This is a genomic window from Saccharibacillus sp. JS10 (assembly GCF_024436065.1).
Classification (GTDB): Bacteria; Bacillota; Bacilli; order Paenibacillales; family Paenibacillaceae; genus Saccharibacillus.
This window is the reverse complement of sequence record NZ_JANFNS010000003.1, coordinates 258,759-274,806: the sequence shown is the minus strand read 5'-3', so window position 1 is coordinate 274,806 and position 16,048 is coordinate 258,759. Positions and strand designations below refer to the sequence as shown.

Annotated in this window: 6 protein-coding genes; all 6 read left to right on the top strand. The window is 51.0% G+C overall.

Translation table 11 applies throughout. The features are described from left to right. The first annotated feature begins 71 nt into the window (after positions 1–71). The 6 genes from NOM90_RS11670 to NOM90_RS11645 all read left to right on the top strand — a co-directional run bounded on the left by NOM90_RS11670 (position 72) and on the right by NOM90_RS11645 (position 15,897). Positions 72–2,195 carry a serine hydrolase domain-containing protein gene (locus NOM90_RS11670; protein WP_255942152.1) on the top strand — a complete coding sequence of 708 codons (2,124 nt, stop codon included), beginning with the start codon at positions 72–74 and terminating at the stop codon, positions 2,193–2,195. A gap of 199 nt (positions 2,196–2,394) precedes the next feature. Beyond that, positions 2,395–5,913 (top strand): immunoglobulin-like domain-containing protein, encoded by a 3,519-nt coding sequence (locus NOM90_RS11665; RefSeq protein ID WP_255942151.1) that lies wholly within the window; start codon positions 2,395–2,397, stop codon positions 5,911–5,913. 249 nt (positions 5,914–6,162) lie between these two features. After that, positions 6,163–8,211 carry a methyl-accepting chemotaxis protein gene (locus NOM90_RS11660; RefSeq protein ID WP_255942150.1) on the top strand — a complete coding sequence of 683 codons (2,049 nt, stop codon included), beginning with the start codon at positions 6,163–6,165 and terminating at the stop codon, positions 8,209–8,211. A 171-nt stretch (positions 8,212–8,382) separates the two neighbouring features. After that, entirely contained in the window at positions 8,383–12,069 is a 3,687-nt protein-coding gene (locus NOM90_RS11655) for a TerB N-terminal domain-containing protein (RefSeq protein WP_255942149.1), read from the top strand. An 88-nt stretch (positions 12,070–12,157) separates the two neighbouring features. Next, positions 12,158–13,708: an ATP-binding protein gene (locus tag NOM90_RS11650; RefSeq protein ID WP_255942148.1), complete on the top strand. Its 1,551-nt coding sequence runs from the start codon at positions 12,158–12,160 to the stop codon at positions 13,706–13,708. After that, complete coding sequence (locus NOM90_RS11645; protein ID WP_255942146.1) at positions 13,705–15,897, top strand: DEAD/DEAH box helicase; 2,193 nt, start codon at positions 13,705–13,707, stop codon at positions 15,895–15,897. Before NOM90_RS11650 ends, NOM90_RS11645 begins: the two co-directional genes overlap by 4 nt. Positions 15,898–16,048: the final 151 nt, after the last annotated feature.

The window sequence follows — 16,048 nt, the reverse complement described above, 5'->3', positions numbered from 1 at the left end:
GGGTCATGGTCCTTTGCCTTGCGATAAGCTGAGGTCATACAAAACGAACAACATTTCAGGAGGACAATGATATGAACCCATCTATGCACGGTTGGAAAAAAACAAGTACAGCGACACTTATCGCTTTATTGCTCGCAATCCCTGTAGCCGAAGGACAAAGTTTCGCCGCGTCGGCAAACCCTTCCGCTACAGAAACGCAGAAAGCGCCGACCATGCAAAACAGCGCAGCGCAAGCCAAAGCCAAAGAAATGGTCGCCGCATTGATCGAAAATTACGGCGTGACCGGCGCGCAATACGCGATTCGCGATCATGGCAAAGTCGTATTGTCCGGTGGCACGACATTAGACGATAACGGTAAACCCCAACAGATCGACGCTAAAAGCATGTTCGGCGTCGGTTCCGTCAGCAAAATGTATGTCACGGCTGCGGCGATGATGCTCGTAGACGATGGCAAAGTCGATATCGATCAGCCGCTTACACGCTATATCCCTGAGTTCAAAATGGCGGACGAGCGCTACAAACAAATCACTGTCCGTATGTTGATGAATCACTCATCCGGCTTGTACGGTTCGCATTACAAAAATTCGATTCTAATGAACGATAACGATACGCAAAATCATGATCGACTGCTCAATGAACTCAGCAAGCAACGTCTGAAATCCGATCCGGGCGAGTATTCGGTCTATGCCAATGACGGCTTCCAACTCCTTGAACTGCTTGTCGAGCGTGTGAGCGGAATGAGTTACAGCGAGTTTTTGCAAAAAAATGTGAGTCAACCGCTAGGTATGACTTCGACGCAGACGCCGCTTACCGATTTTGATCGCAAACAGCTCGAACCGGTTCGTTTGCCGGGAGTTCCGACTGCTCTGCCTGCGGAAAACGCGAATATTCTCGGCACGGGCGGCGTATACTCGACAGCCGAAGAACTGACGTTGTTCTCGGAAGTGTTGAGCGGCAAGCATCCCGAAGTGTTATCGAAAAAATCGACAGACGCGATGTTGCAACCGGAATATCGCAACGGCGTCTGGGTTCCCGAAACGAAAAACGCGTTTGGTTACGGATTAGGCTGGGATTCGGTCGATCTTGAGCCGTTCGGCGATTATAACATCCGCGCAGCAACCAAAGGCGGCGATACGATCATGTATCATTCCGCGTTAATCACATTGCCGGATCACGATCTATCGATTGCTTTCGTAACATCGGGAGGTTCGTCCGTATTTAATACGACCGCGGCGACGAACATTTTACTCCAGTATATGCAGCAAAACGGCACGATCTCGGCTGTATTGCCGGAACCGAAATTCAATAAGCCCGTGAAGCAAAAGATGCCGGAAGAAATGAAGCAATATGAAGGGCTATACGGCACGGTCGGTAGTACGAGTCAGATCGATATTCAAAATGACGAGATCAAAATGCCTGCGTTAATGAGCGATATGATTCCGGCTCAATCTTATCTATATACGGGAGACGGCGAGTTCACGAGCGAAGACGGACGTACCGCGCTTGCTTTCGATAAGCAAACCAACGGTCACACGTATATGCGAATCCGCAGCGATATACAGCTTCCGGCTATTGGTAACTCCAGAATGGCTTTTTATGAATCGCAAAAGTTGGATCAAAATAAGGTGAATCCTTCGGTAGCCGCAACTTGGAAACAACGCGAAGGAAAAACGTATTACGCGTTGGACGAAAAAATGAGTTCGTTCTTCTATATCGCGCCTTCCGTGCTGATGAAAAAAATCCAATTGGATCAATCCGGCGGTTATGCCAACGGCACGAAGATCGTCGATGCCGATTATGCGGTGAATATTGCCGAGATTCCGGTAATGAACGGACGAGATACGTTCGATTTGAACTTCTCCCGTGAGAACGGAGTCGAATATCTGCAAGCCGATGGACGCACGTATATTCATGAAGATGCGATCAATCCGATCTATACGGGCGCGGCGTCGTTCGTGACCATTCCGGCTTCGGGAAGTGCGCGTTGGTTCACGATTCCAGAATCGTTGGAAGGCTACACGTTAAAAGCAGACCTTTCGAAAGAAGCCGGTTTTGCCGTCTATGACGCAGCCGGAACGCCGGTGGGATTGTCCCGCGCGATGGGTACGGATACCGTCACTTTGCCGAAAGGCGGTAAGATTGTATTCGGCGGAGCGGCAGGAGATGTGTTGAAGATTTCGATCGATAAGAAGTAAGAAGGAACGAACAAGGAAATCCGATTGCCGCGATATGAAGCGGTGATCGGATTTTTGGCGTGCTTAAAGAAAACTTTACGTGTCAAGAGAACCCTATTCAAAAGGAAGTAACCGTTGTATGCTTGCGGAAGACAACGTACAAGCATCGCAAACATCGCGGATTTGACCATAAAACAACGATAAAACAGGAGGAATGAAGATGAAAGATCGGAAAGTGAAAAGAGCAGGGAAAAGTGTGGTGTGGCGATTAGGAATGCAGGTGTTGCTATGCGTATTGCTTGTAGGAGCGGGCGTGTTTGGACAGATGAGCGGGAAGGCGTATGCACAGACGCGCACAGTGAATACTTGGGCACAGTTGAATACTGCGCTTATGAATAGTGTGGACGGAGACGTGATTGAATTAGGTAGTGATTTGCTAGACGGTTCGAGCGGTCTGCAAGTACCGAGTGGCAAGAAAATTACATTGGATTTGAAAGACAAAAAATTATCGCTTACTGGACGAGATTACGAAGCCGGCATAGGAGTTCCAGTAGGATCAGAACTAACAATTCGAGGAGAACCGACAGGAAGTTTGAATGTTACGGGAGGAGAATATGGATCTGGAATCGGGGGAGGATATAGAGGGGATGGAGGAACGATCAAGATTGAAAGCGGGACGGTCACGGCTACGGGAGGAGGCCTTGCAGCCGGAATTGGCGGGGGGTTTCAAGGCGATGGAGGAACAATTACGATTGAAAGTGGAACGGTTACGGCTACGGGAGAAGACTCTTCAGCCGGAATTGGGGGAGGACATGGAGGAAACGGAGGAACAATTACGATTGAAAGTGGAACGGTTACAGCTACGGGAGGACACAGTGGAGCTGGAATCGGGGGAGGATATAAAGGTGAAGGTGGAATAATCACCATCAATGGAGGAATTGTAACGTCCGAAGGTGGTTCTCAAGGTGCCGGAATCGGAGGAGGGAGCTTTGCCAGCGGTGGCACAATCACCATCAACGGAGGAGACGTCACTGCGAATACAATCTACTTGAGTGCCGGAATCGGCGGGGGGTTTCAAGGCGATGGAGGCATTGTCAAAATTACAGGTGGCATCGTAAAGGCGCAGGGGGCAGTTGAAGGTGCTGGAATCGGCGGAGGTGGTGATACAGCTTCGGGAGCCGCTGTTACGATTGAAGGCGGAACTGTAATCGCCAAAGGTGGCGATCAAGGGGTAGGTATCGGAGCAGCTTTGTATGGTGAAGATGGCGGAACCCTGTATATCCTTGGGGGGCAAGTTACGGCATATGGAGGCGAAAAGGACGGTATAACTGCTCATGTGATCGGAGCAGGATCAAATGCTGCTACTCCTTCTTTCGTTTTAGCCATAGCAGACGGAGGAACACTTACAATTCCAACCAACCAATCGCTGCTGATTCCTTCTGGAGTTAGCGTAATCAATAACGGAACGATTATCGACAACGGAACACTTTCCAACCAAGGAAATATTCAAGGCGCAGGAAAGATAGAAGGTAGCGGTACGCTTACGAATCAAGGGACGATAACCGTATCACTTGATGAACAGTTAAATGTAACAGGCAACAAATACAAGGTATCGTTCGATCTGAACGGAGCAGCAGGAACGCTACCTTCGCCGATTACGGTATATGCTACGACTTTGGCTAAAGCTAATCAGGTGTTGCCTGCTGATCCAACGCGTGACGGATATGCTTTTGAAAGCTGGTATACGGATGCTACATTGACCGAGATTTTTGATCTAAACACTTCGCTTACAGCCGATCTTACTGCGTATGCCAAATGGGTCGACAATCGTGCACCGAAAGTGAATTTAACTACGACGGCAGGCAATCCGACGAACAAGTCGTTTAACGTTACGGCGACATTCAATGAACCAGTTACGGATTGGGATCAAGATCAGATTCAAACTACAAACGGGAAAGTCGAGAATATCGTTTCTGTTAATCCAAGTACGTATACATTCGATATTGTGCCAATCAACCAAGGATTGGTCACTGTGAAGATTTTGAGCGGAGCTTCCAAAGATGCCGTAGGCAACTTAAGCGAAGAATCGAATATGTTGGAACGTACGTATCTTTCAACCGCACCAATTCTACTATTGAATGGCCAAACCAACATGGCAGTGGGGATCGGAACGAACTTTATCGATCCAGGAGCTACAGCGAAAGATGCACTGGAGAATGACTTGACCGCAAATATTGCGATTACTGGAGATACCGTAGACGCCAATCAAGCCGGGACGTATGTAATCCAATATGACGTGAAAGATACAGCTGGTAATACATCGAGTGTGACGCGGACGGTGTATGTGATTGAACCACCAGTCGTGAAGCTAAGCGGAGCCGCTTCGATGACTCTCGAAGAAGGAAAACCTTTCGCTGATCCCGGAGCAACCGCATCCGACACGTTCCACGGCGACTTAAGCGAAGATATCACAGTCACTGGAACCGTGGATACGAGCAAACCGGGCGTGTATACGCTTGAATATTCGATGCAAAATCCGATTGGACAGACGGGAAAGGCAACACGAACGGTAACGGTTACCAAAAAAGAGACATCGACGCCAACACCTACGCTACCGAGTCCGGTCGTGACACCGCCGAGCAGTCCAATCTTCACTGCGCCGCCAGTTGAATCGACTGGAGTGGCTCGTTCAACGACGGGCAGCTTAACGCTTGCCGCAGGTCAAGCCGGCGAAGTGAGTCTCGGTTCGGATGCTAAATTACAGATTCCGAGCGGAGCGACGAGCGCGTCGACGGTCATTACGATGAACATTTTGCCAAGCGCGAACAACGGACTCGCTAACTCAGTTAAAACGCTCAGCAACGTTTACGAAATGAAGAAAACCGTACAAGCGAACTTCTTGCGTCCTGTTAATCTCACACTGACATTCGATCCAACGAAGCTCGCTAGAAACGAAAAAGCAGCGGTCTTTTACCAGACGAACCCCGGCGAACCGTGGGTTCAAGTAGAAGGTGGCATCATTGAACTCGGTCGCGACGCAATCGGTACGGCAAAAGTAAACACAGCGTGTATCACTGTGCCGACCGATCACTTCACCCGCTTCGCCGTGCTCGCGGTGAGCAATACCGCGACGCCGCCGGATGCAGACGGCGACGCTGACTCAGGTAGCGCGATTCCGTCTATCGCGTTCACTGACCTCTCCGGCAACTGGGCAGCCGGAGTCATCACCCAAGCCGCGTCGCTTGGCTGGGTAACGGGATATGCTGACGGCACGTTCCGTCCGTCGCAATCGGTTACGCGAGCGGAATTCATCGCGATGATGACCCGCGTATTGCCGCCTGCGGCGGGAGCGACCGCCGCTTCGGGCAGTGCCGAAGCGAAGACCGACTTCGCCGATCAGTCGTCGATCGCGAATTGGGCCGAGCAGCCGATCGCGGAAGCGTCCTCGCTCGGCTGGGTGCAAGGCGACGCTTCGGGCAAGATTCGCCCGAACGCCCCGATCAGCCGCGCCGAGATGGCGACGATGCTGTATCGAGCGCTTGCGCCAAAAGGCGGCGCGAACGAAGCCGCACCCGGTCGCTTCACCGACGCCGAACAGATTCCGGCGTGGGCACAAGAAGCGGTCGCGTCGCTTAGCGCTTCTGGCATCATCCAAGGCGGAAGCGATGGCAAGTTTGCGCCGAATGCGCACGCGACGCGAGCAGAGACGGTGCAAGTCCTTGTCTCTTCCGTACAATAAAAGCGATCAAGAAAAAAGCTGTTCTCTAGCTGTTCTCTATTTGACGATAGAGCACAGCCTTTTTTTGTACAAAATAAATGCCCTTTTCCATAACAAAAATATAAGTTTATCCAATAAAATCGTTTCGCTTCAAGACGTCAAACAAAATTCAAATAATAGGTATAGAGACCCCTACATATTGTGAATAGGAATGACGAAGAAATAGGTAGGTTTTTTTAGAAAGAACGTATACGGGGAGAGGAGAATTTTATGAAAAGATTTCAAGGAATGAATCGAAGTTTATTTGTGCGTATTATGTCGGTTACCGCTTTGTCGATCGTACTTGCGATGGTGGCTTCAATCGCAGCGATCGGCTACACCACGACGCAGTCTTATACAGAATTGAATAGCAATTCGTTAAACCGGGTTGCGAACGATAAAGTCGCTCAGCTTCAAGATGTAGTGGCTACCCAGCAAAATGCAGCAAACCTGATTGCTCAAGAACTTTTCGTTGTCGACTTTTTTCAACAGTTAGATGCGACAGGTCGCACGAACGCTACAGACTTTGCACGGATCGAGAAAAGCCTCAGCGACAAATTGCAAAGTTCCGAAGGATTGTACGAAAATATCTTTTTCACGTATCAAGACAAAGTGTATCTGGATGGAATCGGCGGAGCATCGGTCGGTACAGATATGATCTCCACATCGCCGTGGTATAAGCCTGTCATAGATAGCGGCAATCCGGTTATCGGTGATTTGCAGACATCTCCCGTATCCGGGCGTCCTGCTATCGCGTTAGCTTCTCCGGTCAAAAACGCTAGTGGCAAAGTCTTGAGCGTGTTTGCATTACCGCTTGATTTGAATACGCTGCTTAGCGGCGTGACCAGTCAAGATGGCGAGCATATCATCTCTACAGTCGTGACGGATCATAATGGAGTTGTAATTGCTTCGCAAAATGCCGACCAAGTGCTCAAAACAGACTTTACGAAACTCGGTAACGAAGAGGGATTGACCCAACTGGCTACGGCTGAAAAAGGGACAGGCTATGTGACGATTGACGGTCAACGTTACCTGGCTTCTTTTATCAAAAACGATGTATTGAATATGAACGTCGTTACCTATTTACCGACCAGCAGTTATTTGAATGAGTTAAATAGTATGTTAACGACGATGATCATTATCGCTTTAATCGCATTGGTGATTGCTTTGACCGTATTGTTCTTCGTGATTCGCGGCATCGTGCGTCCGATTCGTGCAGCTTCCGAACAGCTTGAATTTATGGCGCAAGGCGACTTTTCGAAGACGGTTCCGGAACGGTATGAAAAAAAATCGGATGAAACCGGTCTGTTGATTCGTTCGATGAATCTGATGAAAGAGAGTACCACTCAAATCATTCGCTCGGTAAACGAAGAATCGGCATCGCTCAAAGAAGTATCGGGTACCGTCACTTCGATGTTCAATGAAATGGATCGCGAACTCCAAGACGTATCGGCAACGACGCAAAATATGTCGGCAGGCATGGAGCAGACTGCGGCTTCCGCGCAAGAAATCAATGCGTCTACCGACGAGTTCGGCAAAGCGATTGAATCGATCTCCAAAGGTGCGCAAGAAGGCGCTCAAGAAGCAGCTGCGATTAGCAAACGTGCGGGCGACTTGAAAAAGGTACTGGAATCTTCGATGTCGGCGACAACGAATGCTTACGATGAAGTGAAATCCGGCTTAAGCGAAGCGTTGGAAAAATCCAAATCGGTTGACGAAATTAAAGCACTCAGCGAAGCGATTTTGCAAATTACGCAACAAACGAATTTGCTTGCGCTGAATGCTTCGATCGAAGCGGCTCGTGCGGGCGAAGCCGGCAAAGGATTCGCGGTCGTTGCCGATGAAATTCGCAAACTTGCCGACGCTTCCAAAAATACCGTCGGACAAATTCAGACGATTACGGGTAACGTGACGGATTCGGTCGAAAATCTTCAGCATTTCACGCAGCGCTTGATGGAACTGCTTGGCAGTAACGTGCTCGAAGATTACTCGATGATGCACCGTACCAGCGAATCGTATCTGCAAGACGCGACTTACATGGATCGGATGGTATCGGAATTCAGTTCGACAAGCGAGCAGCTGCGGGATTCGGTTCAGCATTTGGCGCAAGCGATCAATGAAATTTCGAGTTCGAACAACGATTCCGCAGAAGGCACCGAAGAGATTGCCAGCAAAACGGCTAACGTCGTCAGCAAAGCGAACGGGATTGCGGAAGAAGCGAAAAAAACGAATGAGAGTGCCGAGCGTCTGAATAATATGATGAACCAGTTTAAATTCTAAGTTACAAATTTGAGCTTTATTAATGACGCCCTTCATGTTTGCCGAAGGGCGTTTTTGAGTACAAAAGCGAAAACAGGTTCGCCTTTTATGATCGAAAATGATTTATCTGCCCGTAAACGATGATATAATGAAAAAATCGAAAAAATCAGGAAGATGAGTTAGGGGAGTACCATGAGCGACTTTTTTGCAAAATCCGCGACGGATGCTTATCACCTATATCTGAGCTTGGACAGTAGAGGCACATTTTGGCTAAGCGCAACGGACGGGGAAGGCCCCGTTCTGCTTCGAGATGCGCTGACATTGCTTCCGCATTATATGTTGAAGGAATACCGATTGAACCAAGAAGAAACGCCGATTCGTGTCTCGCGGTTATTGGTCGTCCGCGATACGCTGCTTCGGGCTATAGAGCGAGGAGATGCGCCGGGGCTGCATCTTCATATGGGCGACGAAGTGCAATTGGCGCTACTTGCCGATTCGGAAGCCGATTACGGCTTAACCTTTTTTCTCGACTTTGAACGTTCTTCATTGATCGGGCGTTTGCCGGAAGGGGCCACCTATCTGGAATCCGGTTGGTTTGGACGGTTCAGCGATCACGGCTATGAACTGATTGATTTGCCGGGATTTGAAGACGACGACCTGGACTGGATCGGACGCCGAATCGGGATAGACGAGTGGCAAGAATTATTGGTAAAAGCCATTCCTTCGATGCGGCAGCGTCTGCTGAAGGTGTCTAGCGAGATCGAATATAACGAGAAGCCGGTTGGACAAATTGAAGTAGTGAATTGTGATGTCGATTCTGTGCAGGTACGTATTTCGAATCCGGCACATCTGATACGGTTGCAAGATTTGCCGGGTTACCAGGTAGAACCGGCTTGGAGCGATGAGGTTCAAAATGATCTTCCGCTGACTGCGCTGCCGGAAGCAAAGGCAACGGTAGAATCGGTAAGTCTGCAATCACAGCAGACCGTTCAGTTTTGGCTGCGTCCGGCTTTGGATACGACCGAAATTGTCCGCCTGTTCGGTAGCGAACAAGGCGGCAAAGCCGAAGGCAAGCAGCTAGCGGAGTTCGCCCGCTTACTCGAAAAAGATTGGGGAGCGATGGCAAGTGGCGAAGCGTTGCCGAAGTTCCGCGATTTGCATCGGATCTACGATGCGTCCGACTGGCGCTGGTCGCTGCGCGGAGGCCCGGTCTTAGAAAGAGGGGTTGGCGAGGTACGCGCCGAACCGGTATTGAGCGCGGGCGGGCAATCGTTCACCGCCGCTGAATTGACCGACGCCTGGAGCGACGGGCGTCGGTATTTGCGTCTCCAAGACGGATGGATCGACTTGGAGGCGCCGGAATTTGCCCGAAGCCTGCGTGAGCATGGCGCGGGCGGCGGGGCATCCGGCATGATCACTGCCGGATTCTCGTATCGGCAACGAATCGGGTTGCCGAGTGATGCAGCGGCAGGTGAATTGCCGCTTGCTCTGGAAGGGCCGCAAGCTGCAAAGCTTGAAGGCGCGCAGCCCGCGCTTACCCATCTGCGCTATTTGGCAGGATGGGGGATGAACGGCGGCATCTATGGCGGCGTCAAACATTGGCTGCCCGAACTTGCGATCTGGGTCGCGGAGAAACTTGCCGAAGCTCCAGATTGCCGACTGCTTGTGGTCGGTCGCCGGGAAGAATTGACGGAGCTTGTTCAAGCAACGCAGCTTGACGTAGCGCCCTATTGGCTCAGTGACAAAGCGGAGTCTAAGCTGAACGAAGAGGCAGGATTGATCTTGGTTCCGGTGTCTTCGCTTCAACGAACCGACGAGACTCTTCGGCTCCAAGGCGATATTTTGCTGATGCTTGAGCCGGATCTTTCTGTGCGTTCCGACGAGACGCGGTTGTTCAGTCGGCTCGACTCCGCAGAAATAAGTGTGCGGATCGCCGTCTATTCGGACGAAGGCGCAATGAATGACGCACGCGTTCGAGCGGTGCAGATTCGCTTGCTCAAGTTATACGATTCAGTGACGAGAAGTTATCTGCTGCTGAATCCAGAAACCGAACGATCCGCGGTCAGCGCACGTCCTCCGCTACGCGATGTTCCGAATTTCGAACTGCCTTCATGGCGAAAAGAAAACGGGATGGCGGAGATGTTCGTCGAAACGGATAGCCCTTCCCGGCACGAAGCTTCTCCGCGCCGCGGAATGGCGATTCCGCCAAGAATCGGCGCGGAGCCGAATACAAAAGATACACAAACTTCTAAGCCGGAGTCACCGCGTTCGGCATCGAAGATGCCCTCGCAAAGCCGTTCGCCGATCTACGGCGGCGAGGCTCGTCCGATCCGACCGACGTCGCAGCAATCTGCGGAACGCGAATTTATTCGTTATGCCAAAGAAAATGAAGATCGAACGTCACAAGAAGTGCCTTTCGCGCCGTTTTCTAGCTATTGGCCAACGTACGCGGCAATGAAGCCTGAGCAAGAAGACTGGTATTTTTATTGGCGAACGGAATTTAGGCAAGGCGAAAAAGTCGAGACCGATCTATCTTATCTATTTATCTACATCTATGAATTGATTAACGGCGTTGGTTGGAGCGATCCGCAAGAAGGCTTGACGTCGATGATCCGCGTATGGGAGGCCTACCGTGCCAGATTCCGACGTTTGGATGGGTATATGGGGGATTGGGTGCGCGAATTTGCTATGGTTCATACGTTGGATTTGCCCGAATCTAATGTACTTGAACAAACTGCGGGAGAGCTAAAAGGCGAACTGTTGGATATGGAGTTAGCAAAGCGTTTGGAGAATAGCCCTGTAGATCTGACATGGGAACTGATTGCTAGATTGTCTGATTACGATCTGACGACGAGCCGTTTTTATAAAGATACCGGAAAAAAAGTGTTCCAACGCGTACTGCCGCATGTAATTGCTGCTATTGATGAATACGCGACAGAAACAAAAGGTGTACGTTTGACCGGATTATTCAACAAAGAAGCAGATATCCGTTTAACCGAGCGCTATCTGTTCCGAAGTGCAGTGTACGATCCTGAAGCTTACGGACGAACGCTGCTGATCCGCGCGCCGAAATGGAGTCTGCATACCGAGCTTCGGGATTTGATGACGCAAGTGGTGCGGCTTACGGAAAATGAACTTCGCGCGCATCTGAAATTCGGCGGTCGATTACGCGGAATCAAGCTGGACGCTGGAATTGCCGAAGCTGTTGCCGCAGCCGTAGAGCGTGAGCTTGTACCGCCGGAAGATCGAGTCTTGCCGCAACCGCCGAAGCTGCCCGAAGTGAAATTCGATCTTGAAGAATTGAATAAACTGCGCCGGGATTCCGACGAAGTATTGCGGATGTTAACGGGAGAGTTGATGAACAACGCAGAAGAAGCGAAGCTTTATCCAGCGGAGACGCCTGAAGAACAGAAGCCGGACATCGAAGCTCAAGACGAAGAAAGTTTCTCTAGGGTCGAACTTGAACTTCCAGAAGCTGAGCCGATTGAAGACGAGCCAAATGAAGCTGTACCGGGCGCGATCTTTTTCGATGTTGAGCTGGATGTGTCTGCGGATAAGCCCTATGTTGAATCCAAATCCGAAGATGAACCGGAAGGGTCGCTATCCGAAAATGACTGGGAACTTGCGCAGTTGGATGACGATTGGCAAGCTTTTGCAACGCTGTTGAATCCGATAGATCGGCAGATGATTCAAGCGGTACTTCGCAAGCAAGATGAAGCGGAGCGTATGAAGATTGCCGGTGCCGCAGGCGAATTGCCGGAGACGGTCATTGACCGAATTAACGAAGCCGCGATGGAAACGATCGGTGACTTGTTGATTGATGCAGGTGAAGTGCTGGAAGAGTATCTGCCGATTTTAGAACAGTTATATCCGGCATGAACCGTAAGCAAAGAGTATGGTATAGTGTTGGCGGAACGTTCCGCTGATGCGGAGTTTCGAGCAAGGCAACATGTGGAGGTGTCTGAATATGAATCAACTGAAGATCCCGAAGCGAATCTCGTCAGCGCTCGTTAATTCATTGAGTGCAGGCGTAGTGCCGCGGATCGGGCTTGAATATATAGCGGTCGGACGAAAACTGGAGATTGAATCGGTTCTGCGAGAGCTTGGCAATGTTGCCGAAGGTGGCGCAGCGTTCAAGCTCATTACAGGCAGGTACGGGAGCGGCAAAAGTTTTCTGATCCAGATTTTGCGCAATTATGCGATGGATCGCGATTTTGTCGTAGCCGATGCGGACTTGTCGCCGGAGCGCCGATTGGTCGGAACCAAAGGTCAAGGTCTGGGCACGTACAGAGAGCTGATGACCCATCTTTCGACGCGCACACGTCCGGACGGCGGCGCGCTGGAAGCGATTTTGCAAAAATGGTTCGCGTCGCTGCAACAGCAAGTGATGAACGAGCAAGGCTTGCGACCGGACGATGAAAATCTGCATGTTCAAGTGGAAAAAATGATTTTTGAAGTGACAGGCAATATGGAACATATGGTGCACGGCTTTGACTTTGCGCGCGTCTTGTCCGCGTATTGGAACGGTTATAAAATGTCGGACGACGAGCTAAAACAAAATGCGCTGCGTTGGTTGCGCGGTGAGTTTCCGACCAAGACCGAAGCGCGCAAAACGTTAGGGGTCGGCGTCATTATCGACGACGATAACTGGTACGATTATATGAAGATTTGGGCAGAGTTCATGTCGAAGATCGGGTACAAAGGATTGCTGCTGTTTATCGACGAAGGCGTCAATCTATACAAAATCACGAACACCGTGTCTCGGCAAAGCAATTATGAAAAGCTGCTTACGATCTTTAACGATACGATGCAAGGCAAAGCGCAGCATTTAGGCATATTCCTTGGGGGCACGCCGCAGTTCGTGGAAGATCAGCGCCGGGGGCTGTTTAGTTACGATGCGCTGCGTTCGCGCCTGGTTGCGGGGCGTTTCGGCGAAGGTGCAGGGATGCTGCATTACGCAGGGCCTATTTTGAAATTAGAAATGTTGTCTCATGCCGAGATTTTAGTATTGCTCGAAAAACTGCGTGATCTGCACGCGTTACATTACGGATATGAGGCAGCGCTCGATCAGCAACAATTGACAAGATTTATGGAATCGGAACTCGGACGAATGGGCGCAGACGCGCTGCTGACGACGCGCGAAGTGGTACGCGATTTTATGGATTTGCTCAATACGCTGCATCAGTATCCGGAACGTAGCTTTGACGAGCTGCTGCCTGACGTAGTCGGAAGATCTGCGCAAAACCACGGAGAATTTAGCGGGCTTGGAGCTTCGGCGTCCAAAGCAAATCAAATGCCCAATCCTACGTTGCAAAAAGAAGACGAGCGTCGTGAAGAGTTTGCGGTATCGGCTTCAGCTCCGGTTGCAGCTTCGGCGCCGGCGCCGTTTCGCCCGCGAGGTGGCGGTTTTGAAAAAGGCGAAGATGTAGAAGGGTTACGCGAAGAACCGAAATCTTCCGCTCCAAAAGCTGAAAATCAAGATCAGCCGGACGATATTTTGGCGGAGCTTGATCTGTGAGCGCGGAACATCCGTTTTACCGACTGGCGCCGTTTATCCAAGAATATATTTATCGCAGCGGCTGGGAAGAATTGCGCGAAGTGCAAGTCGAAGCGAGCCGGGTGATTTTGGATACGAATCATCATATGCTGATTGCGTCCGGCACGGCTTCGGGCAAGACGGAGGCCGCCTTTTTCCCGGCATTGACGCTATTGGATCAAGAGCCTTCGTCTTCGGTCGGGATTCTCTATATCGGGCCGCTCAAAGCGCTGATTAACGATCAGTTTCAGCGGCTGGAAGGGCTGATGCGAGATGCGCATATTCCGGTCTGGCATTGGCATGGCGACGTTCCGCAATCGGAAAAAACAAAGGTCATGCGCAATCCATCCGGTGTCCTTCAGATCACTCCGGAGTCGCTCGAAGGGCTGCTGATGAATCGTCCGAACGCGATCCCGGCTTTGTTCGGCGATTTGCGTTTTATTGTGATCGACGAAGTCCATGCTTTTATGGGGGCGGATCGCGGTTCGCAGGTGCTGAGTCAATTGGAGAGATTATCGCGGATGGCAGGCTGTTCGCCGCGCCGGATCGGATTATCGGCGACGCTTGGCGATTACGATTCGGTCAAAGCTTGGTTAGCTGGAGGAACGTATACGCCGGTTGAACTCGTCTCGCCGCCCGGCGGGCGCAAACTGCGATTATCGATTGAAAATTTCGCGATGCCGGATGCTCGGGACGAACGACAAAGCGAAGCTTTGGAAAACGCCAAAAAGTCGTACAACAACTTTATTTACGACCATACGCATTTGAAAAAAGCCTTGGTCTTTACCAATAGTCGGACTACAGCGGAGACGACGATTCTTGAAATGCGCCGGATCGCCGAAATGCGGCAGCAACCCGATGTGTTCCACGTGCATCACGGCAGTATCTCGTCGATGCTGCGCGAAGAAGCCGAAGCCGCGCTACGTGAAGGTCATGGGCCGGCGGTTGCCGCCGCGACACTCACATTGGAACTTGGGATTGACCTCGGAAGTCTGGAGCGGGTCATGCAGCTTGGTGCGCCGTATTCTTGTGCCAGTTTCGTGCAGCGGCTGGGACGTTCCGGTCGACGCGAAGGCGCTGTCGCGGAGATGATGTTCGTATGCGCCGAAGAAGACGACGAAGAAGCGCAGCTTCCGTCGCGGATGCCGTGGACTCTGCTCCGCGCTATCGCGGTCTGCGAATTATATGTCAAAGAAAAATGGATCGAGCCGCAAGTCGTCCGCAAATTGCCATTGGGTCTGCTGTATCATCAGACGATGAGCGTCTTGCGAAGCTTTGGCGAAGCCGATCCGGGCGAACTTGCGCGTTCGGTACTGACGTTGCCGCCTTTTGCCAACTTTACGACCGATCAGTACCGGGAATTGCTGGAACATCTGCTTGCGACCGATCATATCGAGCAGACCGAAGACGGAATGTTGATCGTCGGTTTGATGGGCGAGCGGGTATCGGGTCATTACCGGTTTTATGCCGTCTTCCAAGACGAAGAAGAACATTCGGTCTATGACGGTTCGGAAGAGATCGGATCGATTACGACGGTACCGCCAGCGGGGTATTGCTTTTCCCTTGCCGGACGACTGTGGAAAGTCGAAGAAGTCGATAACCGTCACAAAGCCGTATACGTCAAGCATGCCAAAGGCAAAGTCGATACGCTTTGGCTCGGAGCAGGCGGCGATATGCACACGCGAATCGTACGCAAAATGCGCGATATTTTGCGGGAAAATACGTTGTATCCGTATCTTGCTCCAAATGCGGCGGCGCGGCTTGAGCGCGCACGGCGACTTTCTCGCGAGACAGGGCTGACCGAGCGCTTGGTGCTTCCGGCAGGCGGCGATTCGATGTTCGTCATGCCGTGGATCGGTAGCCGGGAATACCGAACGCTGGAGCGATTGCTGAAAAACAATCTGTCTCAGCAATTGTCGCTGCGCTCGATTGTGCCGATGGAGCCGCATTATATGGTTGTAGCGGGTCGCACCGATGCGGACGAATTGGAGCATTTGATTCTATCGGAAAGCGAACGGATGGAAGATCCGATTGCACTGCTCGACGAGTTCGAAGCGCCTTATCTCGGCAAATACGACGAATTTGCGCCGCCGGGTCTGATCCGTTCTGCTTTTGCCGCAGATGGGCTGGATCTGGAAGGGTTACGCCGAGGGTTGAAAGGGATTTTCTGATAGAGAGTGTGCGGAAACGCAATAAATCAAGAATAGCCTTTGCCGCGTGGAAATCATGCGGCAAAGGCTTTTTTATGTATCGGACCTTCGATAGTTGTATTGGGATATGATTTTTTAATATATTGTAGCTCCGAATAACAAAGAACCTTTC

What these genes read in the sequence shown, in the direction of transcription:
- NOM90_RS11670 (WP_255942152.1), top strand. Translation starts at nt 72, where the DNA reads ATGAACCCATCTATGCACGGTTGGAAAAAAACAAGTACAGCGACACTT.
- NOM90_RS11665 (WP_255942151.1), top strand. Translation starts at nt 2,395, where the DNA reads ATGAAAGATCGGAAAGTGAAAAGAGCAGGGAAAAGTGTGGTGTGGCGA.
- NOM90_RS11660 (WP_255942150.1), top strand. Translation starts at nt 6,163, where the DNA reads ATGAAAAGATTTCAAGGAATGAATCGAAGTTTATTTGTGCGTATTATG.
- NOM90_RS11655 (WP_255942149.1), top strand. Translation starts at nt 8,383, where the DNA reads ATGAGCGACTTTTTTGCAAAATCCGCGACGGATGCTTATCACCTATAT.
- NOM90_RS11650 (WP_255942148.1), top strand. Translation starts at nt 12,158, where the DNA reads ATGAATCAACTGAAGATCCCGAAGCGAATCTCGTCAGCGCTCGTTAAT.